Below are 14225 nucleotides of genomic sequence, written 5' to 3' on the forward strand. Positions count from 1 at the left end.
TGAGCGTACGCCGGGGGCGCGGGTGTCTGTAAATGCTTCAGCCATTATGCAGAGATAGAACCAGCGACCTGCTAGATGTTTAGTCCCGCGAGCAGATGGTGTGGTTGTTTTATAAATCTGTCCGGCTCTTGTGTCCATTGTCTGGTAATATAGTCGAAGGGTGTTAGGCCCCGAAGAGCCTTGAGGCGCTTGGCGAAGTTATAGGCCTGAATAAATGTGTCCAGATGGGCTCTTAGTTCGTTGTGTGTGCGGTAATAGTAGCGCCGAACGGTTGCTTCTTTAAGGGTTCTGTTCATGCGCTCGACCTGGCCATTTGTCCACGGATGGGCTGGTTTGGTAAGCCGGTGGTCAATGTCATTTTGGGCACAAGCCAGAACAAATGCATGAGCACGAAACAACTGGCCTGTTGTGAGCAAATGTTGAACCTCACTGGCGTTCCAGCTGTACCCTTTGGGGTCAGTGAACTGGGTGCCGTTATCGGTCAGCACGGTATGGATCTTGTAGGGAACCGCTTCAATAAGGGCCCGCAGAAAGGTACTGGCAATCCTTCTGGTGGCTTTTTCAAAGAGTTTGACAAAGGCGAACTTTGAGGTTCGGTCAATGGCAACGAACAAATAGAGCTTGCCTTCTTGCGTACGAACCTCAGCAATATCAAGATGAAAGTAACCAATTGGATAGGCTTTGAAGCGTTTCTTGTTCGCTTTCATATCCGGTGGTGGCAGGCGCGAAATCCCATGGCGCTGGAATAAGCGATGCAGGGACGAGCGGGTCAGACGCGGGATCGTTTCCTGCAGGGCGTAAAGGCAGTCATCGAGTGGCAATAAAGAGTGCTTGCGAAAAGCGACACACGCCGCCTCTTCTGCCACGCTCAGGACTGTGGAGCGGGGATTCTTCCGCCCCATAGGTTGATCTTCCACGCTATTGCGATGTTTCCACTTCATCACCGTTTTGGGATTGATGTTATAACGCCGGCTCAACTCTTTGATGGTTGCATCCGATTTTTGTATGGCTGATCGAACCGCGTGAGTAGTCGTGGCGCTGCCGTGTAATACCTGTCCCATAAGTCCTCCCGAAATGATGAAGTCAATGTTAAACCGATTCCATCTCCTCGCGGGACTTAACAATTAGAGCGTGTCGCCTTTAATCGGATTTGTATCCAGCTGCATTGAAGAAGTTATAACATTCCTGTTCTGAGAATAGGTCGCATACTTGGCCGACAGCTTTCCATAAATCGTCATAGCTACGGGCTGCAATTTTTCGAATAAGAGTTTTAAGTTTGGCAAATGCCATCTCGATGGGATTAAGGTCTGGACTATAAGCGGGAAGGAATAGAAACCAAGCTCCAACAGCCTGCAAAGCTTTTGCCGCATTCGTGCTTTTGTGTGAGGATAGGTTGTCCAGAACAACGACATCTCCTTTTTTCAAAGTTGGGGTTAATTGCGTTTCCACATACCGTTCAAATCGCTGACGGTTCATGGGCGCATTTATGACCCAAGGCGCCTCTAGGCGGTCATGCCTGAGGGCGGCGATAAAGGTTTGCGTATTCCAGTTACCAAAAGGGGCGTGATCAAGAAGTCGCTCGCCTTTAGGTGCCCAACCGGTTGTCTTGACCATATTGGTTTTAAGGCTGGTTTCATCAATAAACACAAGCCTATGCAAATGGCTCTTCATAAAAGGTTGGCGACGAGCAATCCAGACATGACGCTCATGGCGGATATCAGCGCGCTTTTGCTCTGCGGCCAGCAAGTGTTTTTTTGTGTGTTAGCCCGAGGCGGTGCAAGAGTCGACCAACAGAAGAACGGTGCACCTTGATGGCGTGTTGCTCGAATAGCTCCAAAACCAATTCATCAAGGGTCAGCTCTCCTCTTTCCTGTAAGCGTTGCCGGACCCACCCCTTAACTCCACTCAATTTTCCGCGACCGGGATTACCTTGTCGTTTGGGCAGAAGAGAGCCTGTCTCCCGTTTTAGACGGACCATGTCATTCACAAATTTAACAGAAACACGAAAATGTGCCGCTGTTGATCGATGACTGTGCCCCTCTGCGACCATGCACACAACACGTTCTCGCAATTCAATTGGATGTGGTTTTCCCATGCTTGGCTCCCGTCTCACCTCAAAGACATGGAATCACAAATTACTGGTTTAGGGAATCCTGAACCCAATCTGTATCGACACGCTTGTCTTATGCTTTTTAGTGTCTTCTGCGAATATAGGCCAATGGCCACCGTATTGAGTCGGGAGGGCAGTGGCGGTGGTCGGATCGGGACGCGCTAGGTCACAAGGGACCGTTTTAGAGTATGATCGGCCACCGTCTTCGCAACAGGCCTGAACGGATACGCAGCAGCCCAAAGCTCTGCACGACAAGCATAGGATACTTGCGAAGATGTCTGAGGTTACCATTGGTGTCGATATTTCGAAAGACCATCTTGATGTGTACTGCCTGCCGGATGAGCAGAGCAAGCAGTTTACCAATACAGCTGCAGGGTACAGACAGTTAAAAAGCTGGCTGAAAGGCCTGCCTGTCGCTCGAATTATTTTTGAACCCACAGGTTCTTATCACGGCGCTTTTGAGTTGGCATTGTCGGGTTCCTATCCTCTGAGCAAAGTTAACCCATGGCAAGCACGCCGGTTTGCACAGGCCAAAGGCAAGAGGGCGAAGACGGACCGGATTGATGCGCGCCTGCTGGCCCAAATGGGGCAGGATTTCCAGTTGGAACCAGACAAGCCAGTCGATGCAAGCCTATGTCATCTCAAAGAGATACGCGTTGCACGTCAAGCTCTTGTAAAAGAAGCCACGCAACTGGAGAACCGGTTGAAAACACAACGGGTGAACCTGGTTCGCAAACAGACACAGCAACGCCTGAAACTCGTGCGAAAGCAATTGGAGGCCCTTAACGCCGAAACTCAAAAGCAAATTGAGCAGAGCCCTCAAAGGGCGCGGGCAGCAAAGATTTTACACTCTATTCCCGGGCTGGGACAGGTCGCCGTCGCGGCGCTGGTGATTGAAATGCCAGAGCTTGGACAATTATCCCGTAAACAGGCCGCTGCTCTGGCGGGGCTGGCCCCCATGACCCGCCAGTCAGGACGCTGGCGGGGCGCTGCTTTTATTCAAGCAGGGCGCAAGCCGGTACGCGATGCACTCTACATGCCTGCCGTTGTTGCCAGCCGTTATAATCCAGACCTGAAAGCCAAATACAACCAGATGCGAGCGGCTGGTAAGCCTCCCAAAATCGCCATAATAGCTCTCATGCGTAAGCTAATCGAACTGGCAAACGCTCTCATAAAAGCGGACCGGCAATGGCAACCAAAAACGGCTTGACCAAGACGGATACTCTAAGCAGAACAGTATAAATGCGGCTATGTATAGAAGAATGGTCAAGATCAGCTCTCCTTTGCCAGTCTATCCAGCGTCTCTCTATAGTTCTCAACGCAGTACTTATGTGTCTCTTCTATTGTTCGCCTCTGGCCTTCTGGAACAGGCTTAGCAATGCGTAGCTTGATCCTGCGGCCCTTACTGTCTGTGTAATGCTTTTGGTAATCACCCAGATCCACTCCCATTTGCTTCATTACCTGTAACCAGCAATTGACATTGAATGCATAAAGGCCAAGCCAGAGAGCCATGAGTGAGTCCATGTTTTTCTCTCGTTTTAGTAGATTCTGGGGATATCAAACAGCTCTGGAGAAGAGTTTGCTTATGACGTTACGCGAGGTGCTTCATGTGGCTTTTAATAATACTTCTAGTGCTTGCTATAATAGCATTTTTTATCATTGTTGAGTTGATAAGCTGGCTTGTAGGTCTGCTGATCGGCCTGATAATTCCAGACTACGGGCCTATAACTCATGTACCGCCTAAGGGGTACAAGGTGCCTAAGAAGAAATGGTTTAAGCGCTCCGATTAAAGACCAAAGAAACTAATTCCTATGGGCAAGCTTCACCCAATAGGAACCATAAATACCCCACCACGCTCACTTATCGCTCTTTGTGTCGTCTCTCTTATGACAAAAGCAAGAGGACGCAAGATGACCAGTTACAGAGTTTTATCCATTACCGTGAGATTTGTGAATTTTCTCAATTACCCAGTAGATGTGTACTATGACACTTCAGGCGCGTTGCCCGAAGAAACAATTCAAAGAAACGGAAGCCGCTTACTTACTCAAACACAAACCATTCCACAGACCTCTCCAGGCGTAGGAGATAAATACTTCGAGGCAATCCCATATGTCTTGGAATGGTCATTTTACCGCTCTGGTGAAGATTTTCTCTACCACCCAAGTGGCTCTGCGAGCTTTAAAGTTACCACAGACGTTCACTACATAAACTATCTGAATGGAGTAGATCAAATTCTTCTAGTACAAGACGAGAGTAATTGGGAGGAGTATTTACTTGAAAAATCTGAACCTATTGTACAACGAATGGGGTTCACACAAAGTTTAATGTGGATGCTTAACCTGACAACACCAGCTCCCTTACCGGAAGACACGAACAATATGAACTCCACCACAAATTTTGTGACTGTAGGGGAGAGTCCGGCACCGCTAAAATTACAGTCTAAGGATAGCTTTTTGACATTCAGTCTTGCGCAATCAGAAGATGGCTAAATTTTACTACCGAATTCAATACCCCCGCTAGGAGATCAACCCTAGCGGCCCTTGGTAGGGTCTTAGATGAGGATGCTAGGCAGGGCCTCTGAGAAAAGCAAAAGCCACCCGTACACAGTGTGTAAGCCCCTTGGTTATTCGTTCTGAAACCACTCCATCGCAGAAAGATGAATACCGAGAAAGATAAGAAAAGCTGCAATTGAGAGCACTATTTGCGCCCCTAGTGATTCAAAATCGTCCATTAATACAAAGACTGTACTTGCATATCCGGCACTAAATACCACGGAAATTATTACTCCTAACACTTTAAATTGGACCAAAATCATAAAGAGTAGAAAGATGCCGCCCCCTACAAACCATGAACCAGAACCATACCCTAGAAGTACTGAAAGCCCGATTATTTCGGCGATAAATATATTACTATTTTCCTTGCCTTCTTTTTCTTTCTTTATGCATATCTAACCCAACTAAAAATTTAATTAAAAGCTAAATACATGCGATATTATACTAGGTAACCCTAGACTTAAGTAGAGACGGTAACTCTTCCCCAAGATAAGCAAAAGCCCCCCAGTTTAGTGAGTGGCCTTTGAGCCTACGGCACACGGCAGGTTGGTCTATCTAAATTCCGGCAATAAAAACCCTTCGCGCCAACTCCGCTTTTCAGCGTCTTGTGTTGACTGGGTCCACGTCTAGTTCGCTACGTTTGGTATGGCGACTTAGTCAAGCCCGTGCACTAGAGATCCGCAAGATCGTCCTGAGCAAAACTATATTAAGCAAGCGCTAAGCTGTCAATTGGCACAACCGCCGATTTAACTGAGCCTGTGTCTTTTAGGTCAACCCGTACCGACTTACCCCCGCCGCGAATGTCCCGCACTGTCCCTTTAACCGTTCCAAACGCACCAGCAACCAGCATCACATTGTCACCAATGGCAAAGTGCTTGCCTAGAATATTCTCATTCTTGAGCTGAGCGTCATGAGCTGCATCTACGATATTCATCATCTCCTTTACGCAGACCACATGAGGCTCAATATCCCGCCTACTCGCAAGGAATGTTTCCACGCCATCGCAGCCCCTCAAATGGCTTGTTGTTATTCCGTCCCTTGGGTCCAGCCCAACAAAGACATAACGGACAAACATTGGCCTGCTGTTGTCTATGCGTCTCTTTGCGCGGGGCACTTTGCGGGTGTACGGCATCATAGGTAAGTAAGACACTGTCCCAGCTGTACTCAAGCTAAGCGCCGCCCTTTCCTCACAATTCGGGTTCGTTTGCGCAACTACCCAAGTGAGAGTAGATCGCTCTATCAAAGCCTTTAAGAATGCGTAATCCCTTTGCATTGCCCGATTGGTATCTTTGAGTATATCTGTACTCATGTCTTTGCCCACCGCTGGCTGAGTTCCTATTGCGCCGAAAAGTGAATTAACTAACTGAATTACTGTTGGATTTTACTGAGTCCCTAAACTTCATTGCCTGCGCTGCAATCACATCAGACGCCAGTTCTACTAGGAATGCATCAGTGTGCCTGTTCTCTTCTGTGAGATCATAAGAAAGCTTGCATAGCCGGTCTGCCAAAGCGATAGGATCTATGTTTATAGCTGTGTCTTTCATGCTGCCCTAGCCTCCTCAAATGCACGAATAAATTCTGCAGCTACTTGAGGCACTATGGCGTTGCCAAAACCGCGCAGGCGTCCCACTGTTCCGGATACCCCATTAACCACCCCGAATGAGCCGGATTTAATTGGTCGTATTTTTCTACTCCAGCAATTGACCCGATCAACGTCGCTCCAAAAATCTGTCGCGGAACAGTGTCGTCACTGAGCCTTCCATCCTTCCGGATCATGCCGCCCGACAAGTCGCCCCTGTCCTTGTAGTCCCTGGCTGTCGGAGTGGCCCAACCAGTATAGTCTCTGTCGGACGTGGGGAGCTTTGACGCTCGCAGCGCACAAATCCGCCGCCCCTGTTGCGTAGTCCTCTGTTTCCAGGTCAGCTTGTACAGTGTCGAGCCATTCAAGCCCTGCCTTGCTCGCAACCTGCTCTCCAAAAATGACTGGAGGGTTGCACTCTTTAATGTGGCTAAAGAAGACTGGCCACAGGTGCCTTTCGTCTTGTGCTCCTTTCCCTGCGACTGAGAATGGTTGACAGGGACAGGATCCGGTCCACACAGGTCTATCTTCCGGCCATCCTGCGAGCTGGAGGGCGTAACTCCACCCTCCAATTCCCGCAAAGAAAAGGCACTGATGAAATCTTCCAAGTCTGTCTGGCTCCACGTCTCTAATGTCTCGCTCATCTACTTCCCCGCCTGGAATTAATTGCTCTGAAATCAGGTTGCGCAGCCATTGGGCCGCAAAAGGATCTATCTCGTTGTAGTAGTTGTTTAGTCCCGCGAGAAGATGGAATCAGTTTATCGTTGACACCATCTTGTAAGGAGGGGCTATGGGACAGGTATTACACGGCAGCGCCACGACTACTCACGCGGTTCGATCGGCCATCCAAAAATCGGATGCAACAATCAAAGAGCTGAGTACCCGATATAACTTCAATCCCAAAACGGTGATGAAGTGGAAACATCGCAATAGCGTGGAAGATCAACCTATGGGGCGGAAGAATCCCCGCTCCACAGTCCTGAGCGTGGCAGAAGAAGCGGCGTGTGTCGCTTTTCGCAAGCACTCTTTATTGCCACTCGATGACTGCCTTTACGCCCTGCAGGAAACGATCCCGCGTCTGACCCGCTCGTCCCTGCATCGCTTATTCCAGCGCCATGGGATTTCGCGCCTGCCACCACCGGATATGAAAGCGAACAAGAAACGCTTCAAAGCCTATCCAATTGGTTACTTTCATCTTGATATTGCTGAGGTTCGTACGCAAGAAGGCAAGCTCTATTTGTTCGTTGCCATTGACCGAACCTCAAAGTTCGCCTTTGTCAAACACTTTGAAAAAGCCACCAGAAGGATTGCCAGTACCTTTCTGCGGGCCCTTATTGAAGCGGTTCCCTACAAGATCCATACCGTGCTGACCGATAACGGCACCCAGTTCACTGACCCCAAAGGGTACAGCTGGAACGCCAGTGAGGTTCAACATTTGCTCACAACAGTCCAGTTGTTTCGTGCTCATGCATTTGTTCTGGCTTGTGCCCAAAATGACATTGACCACCGGCTTACCAAACCAGCCCATCCGTGGACAAATGGCCAGGTCGAGCGCATGAACAGAACCATTAAAGAAGCAACCGTTCGGCGCTACTATTACCGCACACACAACGAACTAAGAGCCCATCTGGACACATTTATTCAGGCCTATAACTTCGCCAAGCGCCTCAAGGCTCTTCGGGGCCTAACACCCTTCGACTATATTACCAGACAATGGACACAAGAGCTGGACAGATTTATAAAACAACCACACCATCTGCTCCCGGGACTTAACAATTAGCCACCACCCGGAAAGTCAAGCTTAGAGCTGAAACAGAGGCACTTAAAAAGGCAGCATAAGGCGCACCTCCCAAGAGCCAAGGTCAGCTGGTCCCCTCCCTCGTCTCCCAAGACCAGCTGACCACCTTTCTAAGCCCTGTAAGCAGGGTTTCGATGGGCATAGCGGGAAACCTTCGACCGGAGCCGAAGGGTAACAAGGAAAGGAAGCGGAATGAGTGAGCATAAACGATTTACTGTAGAACCCTTCGATAATGAAGGTCGCGCAGGTGTTGGTGAGTTTGCCATTCGCTACACTCCCGCCTCCAAAAAGAACAAAGACGGCACAAGGTCTTACGGCTGGTCGTTTCCTGCCCTCATAGCTGGCGACATTATGTCGGAACAAAAGACCCCCTTCAGGACATAGCAGACATTCTGAACAAGTCTTACCCACCAGACGCTACCGGATCAGTGGAGGCTTAGGGTGATGGAAGACGAGCCACGTTACAATTCCGAACACTTACTCGACAATCTTGGTGTGCCTGACGATGCAGGCAAGTACGCGACTGAGCGGATTGTTAAAGACGCTGGTGTGATCGGGCAACTAAGAGCTGAGCGAGATGAGCTGAAAGAGCGCACTTGCGCCGTACTTATGCAAATCATTGCGCGACCCGATATTGCACGTCTTTGCGGGCCTGCTGAGGACGCTGTTTTTGAGAAGGCACGACAGTTTCTAAATAAGCCCAACTAACCCACCTCTCAGGAGCAAGGCATGCAGAAACACTATACCAAACTAGCTCATAACCACCTTGCTCTTGCAAAGGACTAGGAGCGGGCAGCAAAGCGCACAGGGCAGTATTTCAAACAGATCAATTACCACAGACGGGCAGCGAAACAGTACAGGGCTAAAGCGGGGGTAGCGGTATGAACTCTATTGAATGGGATGGTAGTCAGATCACAAAAGGCGGGGTTTATTCCGATGTCCCTATCGACCGTTATCACAAAGACCCTAATCTCTTCGCAGGGCCTAGCGTTTCCAAGTCAGCTCTCAAGCGCATCTTTAGGCCGCTTAAAGGTTCACCCAAGGCATTTTGGGGCCGCTGGTATTGCAACCCTGATCATGTGATTGACCCGCCAAGTGATGCTTTGAACTTTGGTAAAGCTGCTCACTGTCTCATTCTGGGAGATGAAAGCTTTTCTGCAAACTATGCACTTCGCCCTGAGGTTTGGGATAGCTACCGTAAAAAAGAAGCTCGCGAATGGAAAGTACAAGTCTACGAGCAATGCAAAACGCCCGTGACACTTCAAGACTTGGAAACAATCAAATCTATTGCGGATGAGCTGAAAACAAACCCTTACGTTCAATCAGGAATTCTTGACGGAGAAATAGAGCGCACCATCGTTGCTAAAGACCCAGAAACAGGAATTTACCTGAGAATGCGCCCTGACTGCATCCCGTCAGAGGGCATGTATTCTGACTTCAAAACAGCGGCTGATCTATCCGAGCGGTTCTTAGTTAACCAAGTTCGGGACTGCGGTTATCATATCCAAGCCGGCACAATCAAAAAGGTCTGTCAAATCCTAGATCTGCCCTTCAAGAGCTTTTCTCTTGTCTATGGCTTGAAAAACGAAGTGTCCGACTCCGCTGCAGTTGAGCTGGACCCGGCAGACGTCGATCTAGGAATGCGCATGGTTGAAAAAGGTCTTCGTGAAATCCGCCAAGGTCCAGATACGGGCACATGGGCAGGCCATCAACCCTTTGATGACGGGGCGCACTTCCTGCGCATGTCCTCATGGGACCGCGAGAAGGCAGAAGAATACCTTTCCAATGATGATTTTGAACACCTGGAGGCAGCGTAATGGGAGAAGTAGCAGTTTTGGAGCAACGCTCTATCACTCAAATTATGGCAAGTCGTTTCATGATGGATCCCGCGTCCTTTGAGAAGACTTTGCGGGCTACCGTTATGAAAGTAAGCAAGGGAAGCAGTCCACCTTCTCAAGAGGAGTTTGCCGCCTTCCTTCTTGTTGCTCACGAATACAACCTGAACCCGCTCACGAAGGAAATTTATGCCTTCCCTGCAAAGGGCGGCGGCATTACTCCCATTGTCTCCATAGATGGCTGGTCCAATCTCATTAACTCCAACCCTCAATTCGATGGCATGGAGTTTGAAGACGACAAAGACGACAAAGGAAACATCTCTTCTATTACTTGCCGGATGTACCGCAAGGACCGCTCGCGCCCAATTTCAGCATCTGAATATCTGGCAGAGTGCGACAAAGGCACAGAGCCTTGGAGGAAATGGCCACGCCGGATGTTGCGCCACAAGGCGATGATCCAAGCTGCTCGTTATGCCTTCGGCTTCTCAGGTATCTATGAGGAAGACGAGGCAGAGCGGATCCATGAAGCTCAAACGCCGAAGCAAAGCAACCTTAAAGTTCAGCTAGAGCAGCGAACCCAAGCGCAACTGGAAGGGGCGAAGGAAGGCTTTTCGCAGGCTCAGCAGGTGATTGATGGTGAAATAGGTGCCGCGAAGTCTGAAAGTAAAGGCGCTTCTATTCTGGCGCTCATGGATCAAAATGCACTGACGACCTGTAACGAGGGTCAGCTTCAACTCGTAAATTTCCTTGCTGATGAACTGTCAATCTGCCTCACCAAATCAGATGCAACGGGTATATTCCAAGAGCACAACGATAGCATTCGTGAAGCTGGCAATGACGCTTTCTCTGACTTCTGTGAGCAGCTCGTACAGGCTCGCATTAGCCAGATAGAGGCTAACTAAATGCCCCTCACCCGCCGCAAGCTTAACCTCTCCGATAAGCTCGCAATAGCAATCAGGCAAGCACTTTGCCCGCTATGCAATGAGCCTCTGGGAGATTTGAACGGCGTAGAATTTGACCACACTCAGGCTCTTTGTCGCGGCGGATCAGATACCAACGACAACTTACGCGCAGTTCATGCCGACTGCCACAAAGTCAAAACCAACGGCACCAAGGCCAGTAAGCTCGGCGCTGATAAATTCGAGGGCGCAAAGACTAAGCGGCTAGTGCGAGAGCAAACGGATTTTAGAGCCAAACTCTTAGCGCGTGAATGCGGAGAGAAACGAGAGGCCAAAGGGAAGATTAAGTCCAGAGGATTTCAGAAGAGGAAGGGAAAAGCGGCATGACCACACCTCAAACATTACCCCGCGCCAAGATCACGACTTTCCATGACAAAGGCACCCTATTTCACCGCATCCACTGGTGGGGTGTGAATGGATATTCATCAGAGGCTTACAAGTCCATAGCAGAGGCTCAAGGCAGACTTATGAGCATTCGTAGAGCGGCAAGTCAATCAGCAGGCAGGGGGTAAAAATGGAAGACAAATATGAAGATCACGGCCTGTCTGTCAACGATGCCGAAGAAGTTGCTTCAAAGGTAGTTGAGGCGGCAGATCGATTAAAGGTTATTCACTCTGCATGTCCCGGAGCCGTAGCAGAGTGGGGTTTTGAGCTGGATGGAACCAGTTTCAATATTCGCCTTTCAATCCCACAAGAGCAACAATCCCAATAAGGCCAATTTGTAGGAGGTGCAAATGTATCTTGAACTGGGTGTCGGAGATCATGAAGCAAACGGCTTTGTATATCTGGCAAGGTGGAAAATCCAGTCATTAGAGGCGGGGCACAAGATCCTGTCTCAGATTGACGAAGATATTCCAGCCGAAGCAGCGGGCGACTCAAAAACTGACCCATTCACATTCTTCCTCGATCTTCGCGAAAATGAATGGGAGCTTGTAGATACAGGCAAAAAAATGATCCCCTTGCAAATGGCGCAAAGGCTCGCCCCTGAGTAGGTTATTAGGTGGCTTTCAGTGAGGCCTGACCCTGACAGTGTGGCTGATGCGAGCCCGCCGTTTCTTGCTGGATTGCCCAGTATTTCAAACTAATCCAACAATCCAAATAGCAGGAGGTTAGGAATGAATAGAAGACGCTTTTTGAAAGGTGTCGTTAGTGTTTCAGCTATTACTTGCCTGCCAACACTTACCGCTATCAATACAGCCTCAATAAATGGGCCGTTTAGCGAGTATATATTCAATGGAACAGAGTGGGAGAAAGAAGCCAGCTATAGAGATTATAACGATTATCTAAACAGTAAAGCGGCTTTGTTAAAGAGGATGCAGAGAGAGGGAGGGAAGGAAAGTGGAGAAAAGGCTGCTATCAAAGCAAGAGGCTGCTGACTATTGTAGCTTAACTCTGAGCGGCTTTGCCTACTGGGTACAAAAGGGAAGGATGCCCCCTCCGCTTGAAGGAACTCAGCGATGGGACAAGAAATCCATTGATTTGCGGCTGGATAGAATGTCGGGTATTGAAAAGAAGGCAAGTCCTGAAGACCCTCTTGATGCATGGCTAGAGAGCAGAAAATGCGAGTGAGACTCAAAGGCGTTTACAAGACACGGCAAAACGGGAAGACCTATTACTATGCTTGGCGGCGCGGCCTCAGGCTAAAGGGAGAGCCGGGGTCGCCTGAGTTCATTGCCAGTTACAATAAAGCCCATGAAAGCCGAAAGGGACGTCCGACTGATTGCGTAGGCGGGCTGTTATACCTCTATAAGAACTCTTCTGAATATAAGAAACTGTCTGAGCGAACAAAGAAAGACTATGCCCCTGTCTTTAAAATGATCGAACAAGACTTCGATGATTTTCCAACTGCAGCCCTTTCAGATAAGAGGACGCGTGGAGTATTTAAGTCTTGGCGCGATCAATACGCTGCCACACCACGCAAAGCAGATCGAATATGGTCTGTTCTAAAGCGTATATTTAACGTTGCAAAAGACAACGGGATATCCGTGTTCAGGTGGCGGACGTCTCTACAGTGGCTCTCGAGTGTCTCATATATGGACGCAATCTGAGCTTGACCTCATGAAAGATAAGGCCTCCGCACGAATTGTTTCAGCTATGGTATTGGCAACTGAAACAGGTCAGCGCCAAAGTGACCTCCTTGAGCTTCTATGGTCGAATGTAGAAGCTGATCACATTAAAATTACACAGAATAAGACCGGAAAGAAAGTTAGCATCCGCCAATCCCAAGAGCTTAAAGACCTATTAACGTCCATCAAGCAGCAGCAGGGTGAAAGCGACATACGGTCCACGCATGTGCTAACGAACATTCACGGGAAACCGTGGACGCAAGATGGGTTCCAGACATCTTGGGGTAGAGAAAAGAAAAAACTTGGATTAACCGGCCTTACATTTAATGATTTACGCGGCACAGCTATAACCCGCTGGGCCGAATCAGGCGCGTCTGTTCCAGAAATTGCCGCCCTCTCCGGTCACTCCCTAAAAGACGTAGAAAAGATACTAGAGCAACACTATTTGAGCATGTCTCAAAAGCTCGGAGATAGGGTGATTTTGAGAATGGAACAGGAACAAAAAAGTCAAAAATAGTGTCAAAAGTGTAAAACTTTACCCTGACGTTTATTGCTAACACATTGAAAAGAATGGTGACCCCTGCAGGATTCGAACCTGCGACCGTCGGCTTAGAAGGCCGGTGCTCTATCCAGCTGAGCTAAGGGGCCATTTGGGTGAGAAGGCCGGTGAGGCCTTCTTCCAAGGTGGTTGCCTTCTTAATCGAGTTTTTTTCAGATAACAACGCTAAAAATCAATGAGTCCACGGACTTAAACGGTCAAAGCGGAAATTATCTGAATATGAGGCCCCGCGAACCTGTCGTTTCTTGTCTTCTACCACCTGATAGGGAATTTTTTCTCGCTTGGCGAAAGCCACAGCATCTTCCTTGGTTTCAAAGTTCAGTCGGACTTGTTGTCTCATATCACCGGAGCTGGTGTAACCCATAAGGGGCTCAATGGATTTGGGGCTTTGAGGGATGTAGTCCAGAACCCAGCTTTCGGTTCCGGCCTTTCCCGATTGCATGGCTGTTTTCGCAGGGCGATAAATACGTGCGAGCATTTCGCTGTTTGCCTCTTCTATTGAACCTTGTAAAAATGTCTTCCAATCTTTGCCTTGTATTGTCTAATAAAATACTAGCTGTCAATGAGTGCGGGGCCAACACATCAGTGGACAATGAGTAAATTTGGAAGCGGGAAGGTTCACAACATACTCACAGCAAGGTGCACTTATTGCGGATTAAACTATAGTAAAATCGCTGAGAGTAAAACGTGTGACCAATTTTGACGGCAAAATACCTCTATCTCCGCTTTAACTCTTGCACCTGAAAACTCCCAAAGATAAAAGCCGC

The 14225-nt window shown here is 48.8% G+C and carries 21 protein-coding genes and 1 tRNA gene; 14 read left to right on the forward strand and 8 right to left on the reverse strand.

What is annotated here, in order from left to right:
* Positions 1-71: 71 nt before the first annotated feature.
* The 3 genes from P6574_RS09975 to P6574_RS09985 all read right to left on the reverse strand — a co-directional run bounded on the left by P6574_RS09975 (position 72) and on the right by P6574_RS09985 (position 2095).
* Complete coding sequence (locus P6574_RS09975; protein ID WP_310620135.1) at positions 72-1061, reverse strand: IS481 family transposase; 990 nt, start codon at positions 1059-1061, stop codon at positions 72-74.
* Positions 1062-1140: 79 nt separating this feature from the next.
* The gene (locus P6574_RS09980; RefSeq protein WP_310620136.1) at positions 1141-1746 is read right to left on the reverse strand and encodes an IS630 family transposase; all 606 of its coding nucleotides are present in this window, start codon (positions 1744-1746) and stop codon (positions 1141-1143) included.
* A complete protein-coding gene (locus tag P6574_RS09985; RefSeq protein ID WP_310620137.1) occupies positions 1718-2095 on the reverse strand; it encodes a winged helix-turn-helix domain-containing protein in 378 nt (125 codons plus the stop codon). Before P6574_RS09985 ends, P6574_RS09980 begins: the two co-directional genes overlap by 29 nt.
* Before the next feature lie 289 nt (positions 2096-2384).
* Between P6574_RS09985 and P6574_RS09990 the strand changes: the two genes are divergently transcribed.
* Positions 2385-3320, forward strand: coding sequence for an IS110 family RNA-guided transposase (locus P6574_RS09990; RefSeq protein ID WP_310618894.1), 936 nt, complete (start codon positions 2385-2387; stop codon positions 3318-3320).
* A gap of 62 nt (positions 3321-3382) precedes the next feature.
* On the opposite strand, the gene P6574_RS09995 is transcribed toward P6574_RS09990, so the two are convergent.
* Positions 3383-3634 (reverse strand): hypothetical protein, encoded by a 252-nt coding sequence (locus tag P6574_RS09995; RefSeq protein ID WP_310620138.1) that lies wholly within the window; start codon positions 3632-3634, stop codon positions 3383-3385.
* A gap of 287 nt (positions 3635-3921) precedes the next feature.
* On the opposite strand from P6574_RS09995, the gene P6574_RS10000 reads away from it, so the two are divergent.
* A complete protein-coding gene (locus P6574_RS10000; RefSeq protein WP_310620139.1) occupies positions 3922-4599 on the forward strand; it encodes a hypothetical protein in 678 nt (225 codons plus the stop codon).
* Positions 4600-5368: 769 nt separating this feature from the next.
* Here the strand turns inward: P6574_RS10000 and P6574_RS10005 are convergent.
* Both P6574_RS10005 and P6574_RS10010 read right to left on the reverse strand, forming a co-directional pair.
* Entirely contained in the window at positions 5369-5971 is a 603-nt protein-coding gene (locus P6574_RS10005; RefSeq protein ID WP_310620140.1) for a transcription termination/antitermination NusG family protein, read from the reverse strand.
* Positions 5972-6409: 438 nt separating this feature from the next.
* Positions 6410-6865, reverse strand: a complete 456-nt coding sequence (locus tag P6574_RS10010; protein WP_310620141.1) for a DNA cytosine methyltransferase — start codon at positions 6863-6865, stop codon at positions 6410-6412.
* Between the two features lie 166 nt (positions 6866-7031).
* Between P6574_RS10010 and P6574_RS10015 the strand changes: the two genes are divergently transcribed.
* From P6574_RS10015 to P6574_RS10070, 12 genes are all read left to right on the forward strand, one after another.
* A complete protein-coding gene (locus P6574_RS10015) occupies positions 7032-8021 on the forward strand; it encodes an IS481 family transposase (RefSeq protein WP_310620142.1) in 990 nt (329 codons plus the stop codon).
* A 210-nt stretch (positions 8022-8231) separates the two neighbouring features.
* Positions 8232-8423 carry a hypothetical protein gene (locus tag P6574_RS10020; RefSeq protein WP_310620143.1) on the forward strand — a complete coding sequence of 64 codons (192 nt, stop codon included), beginning with the start codon at positions 8232-8234 and terminating at the stop codon, positions 8421-8423.
* Positions 8424-8483: 60 nt separating this feature from the next.
* Entirely contained in the window at positions 8484-8747 is a 264-nt protein-coding gene (locus tag P6574_RS10025; protein WP_310620144.1) for a hypothetical protein, read from the forward strand.
* 173 nt (positions 8748-8920) lie between these two features.
* Entirely contained in the window at positions 8921-9856 is a 936-nt protein-coding gene (locus P6574_RS10030) for a PD-(D/E)XK nuclease-like domain-containing protein (RefSeq protein WP_310620145.1), read from the forward strand.
* Entirely contained in the window at positions 9856-10776 is a 921-nt protein-coding gene (gene bet / locus P6574_RS10035) for a phage recombination protein Bet (RefSeq protein ID WP_310620146.1), read from the forward strand. Before P6574_RS10030 ends, bet begins: the two co-directional genes overlap by 1 nt.
* Positions 10777-11160, forward strand: coding sequence for an HNH endonuclease signature motif containing protein (locus P6574_RS10040; RefSeq protein WP_310620147.1), 384 nt, complete (start codon positions 10777-10779; stop codon positions 11158-11160). It begins immediately after the preceding gene.
* Complete coding sequence (locus P6574_RS10045; RefSeq protein ID WP_310620148.1) at positions 11157-11345, forward strand: hypothetical protein; 189 nt, start codon at positions 11157-11159, stop codon at positions 11343-11345. Before P6574_RS10040 ends, P6574_RS10045 begins: the two co-directional genes overlap by 4 nt.
* A gap of 2 nt (positions 11346-11347) precedes the next feature.
* Positions 11348-11545 (forward strand): hypothetical protein, encoded by a 198-nt coding sequence (locus P6574_RS10050; RefSeq protein ID WP_310620149.1) that lies wholly within the window; start codon positions 11348-11350, stop codon positions 11543-11545.
* Positions 11546-11567: 22 nt separating this feature from the next.
* Positions 11568-11825, forward strand: coding sequence for a hypothetical protein (locus P6574_RS10055; protein WP_310620150.1), 258 nt, complete (start codon positions 11568-11570; stop codon positions 11823-11825).
* A 123-nt stretch (positions 11826-11948) separates the two neighbouring features.
* Positions 11949-12209, forward strand: a complete 261-nt coding sequence (locus P6574_RS10060) for a hypothetical protein (RefSeq protein WP_310620151.1) — start codon at positions 11949-11951, stop codon at positions 12207-12209.
* 183 nt (positions 12210-12392) lie between these two features.
* The gene (locus P6574_RS10065) at positions 12393-12881 is read left to right on the forward strand and encodes a hypothetical protein (RefSeq protein ID WP_310620152.1); all 489 of its coding nucleotides are present in this window, start codon (positions 12393-12395) and stop codon (positions 12879-12881) included.
* 10 nt (positions 12882-12891) lie between these two features.
* Positions 12892-13416, forward strand: coding sequence for a tyrosine-type recombinase/integrase (locus P6574_RS10070; RefSeq protein WP_310620153.1), 525 nt, complete (start codon positions 12892-12894; stop codon positions 13414-13416).
* A 54-nt stretch (positions 13417-13470) separates the two neighbouring features.
* Here P6574_RS10070 and P6574_RS10075 read toward each other — a convergent pair.
* Positions 13471-13547, reverse strand: a tRNA-Arg gene (locus P6574_RS10075).
* Between the two features lie 83 nt (positions 13548-13630).
* The gene (locus tag P6574_RS10080; protein WP_310620154.1) at positions 13631-13936 is read right to left on the reverse strand and encodes an ETC complex I subunit; all 306 of its coding nucleotides are present in this window, start codon (positions 13934-13936) and stop codon (positions 13631-13633) included.
* Between the last annotated feature and the right edge of the window lie 289 nt (positions 13937-14225).

The organism is Pseudovibrio sp. M1P-2-3 (assembly GCF_031501865.1).
In the GTDB taxonomy this organism is placed as follows: domain Bacteria; phylum Pseudomonadota; class Alphaproteobacteria; order Rhizobiales; family Stappiaceae; genus Pseudovibrio; species Pseudovibrio corallicola.

Bases quoted from the DNA above. Each gene is read 5' to 3' on its own strand.
- P6574_RS10040 (WP_310620147.1), top strand. From the start codon at position 10,777: ATGCCCCTCACCCGCCGCAAGCTTAACCTCTCCGATAAGCTCGCAATA.
- P6574_RS10030 (WP_310620145.1), top strand. From the start codon at position 8,921: ATGAACTCTATTGAATGGGATGGTAGTCAGATCACAAAAGGCGGGGTT.
- P6574_RS10070 (WP_310620153.1), top strand. From the start codon at position 12,892: ATGAAAGATAAGGCCTCCGCACGAATTGTTTCAGCTATGGTATTGGCA.
- P6574_RS09995 (WP_310620138.1), bottom strand. From the start codon at position 3,634: ATGGACTCACTCATGGCTCTCTGGCTTGGCCTTTATGCATTCAATGTC.
- P6574_RS10080 (WP_310620154.1), bottom strand. From the start codon at position 13,936: ATGCTCGCACGTATTTATCGCCCTGCGAAAACAGCCATGCAATCGGGA.
- P6574_RS10045 (WP_310620148.1), top strand. From the start codon at position 11,157: ATGACCACACCTCAAACATTACCCCGCGCCAAGATCACGACTTTCCAT.
- P6574_RS10065 (WP_310620152.1), top strand. From the start codon at position 12,393: ATGCGAGTGAGACTCAAAGGCGTTTACAAGACACGGCAAAACGGGAAG.
- P6574_RS10015 (WP_310620142.1), top strand. From the start codon at position 7,032: ATGGGACAGGTATTACACGGCAGCGCCACGACTACTCACGCGGTTCGA.
- bet (WP_310620146.1), top strand. From the start codon at position 9,856: ATGGGAGAAGTAGCAGTTTTGGAGCAACGCTCTATCACTCAAATTATG.
- P6574_RS10020 (WP_310620143.1), top strand. From the start codon at position 8,232: ATGAGTGAGCATAAACGATTTACTGTAGAACCCTTCGATAATGAAGGT.
- P6574_RS10060 (WP_310620151.1), top strand. From the start codon at position 11,949: ATGAATAGAAGACGCTTTTTGAAAGGTGTCGTTAGTGTTTCAGCTATT.
- P6574_RS09975 (WP_310620135.1), bottom strand. From the start codon at position 1,061: ATGGGACAGGTATTACACGGCAGCGCCACGACTACTCACGCGGTTCGA.
- P6574_RS10050 (WP_310620149.1), top strand. From the start codon at position 11,348: ATGGAAGACAAATATGAAGATCACGGCCTGTCTGTCAACGATGCCGAA.
- P6574_RS10055 (WP_310620150.1), top strand. From the start codon at position 11,568: ATGTATCTTGAACTGGGTGTCGGAGATCATGAAGCAAACGGCTTTGTA.
- P6574_RS10000 (WP_310620139.1), top strand. From the start codon at position 3,922: ATGGGCAAGCTTCACCCAATAGGAACCATAAATACCCCACCACGCTCA.
- P6574_RS09990 (WP_310618894.1), top strand. From the start codon at position 2,385: ATGTCTGAGGTTACCATTGGTGTCGATATTTCGAAAGACCATCTTGAT.
- P6574_RS10025 (WP_310620144.1), top strand. From the start codon at position 8,484: ATGGAAGACGAGCCACGTTACAATTCCGAACACTTACTCGACAATCTT.
- P6574_RS09985 (WP_310620137.1), bottom strand. From the start codon at position 2,095: ATGGGAAAACCACATCCAATTGAATTGCGAGAACGTGTTGTGTGCATG.
- P6574_RS10005 (WP_310620140.1), bottom strand. From the start codon at position 5,971: ATGAGTACAGATATACTCAAAGATACCAATCGGGCAATGCAAAGGGAT.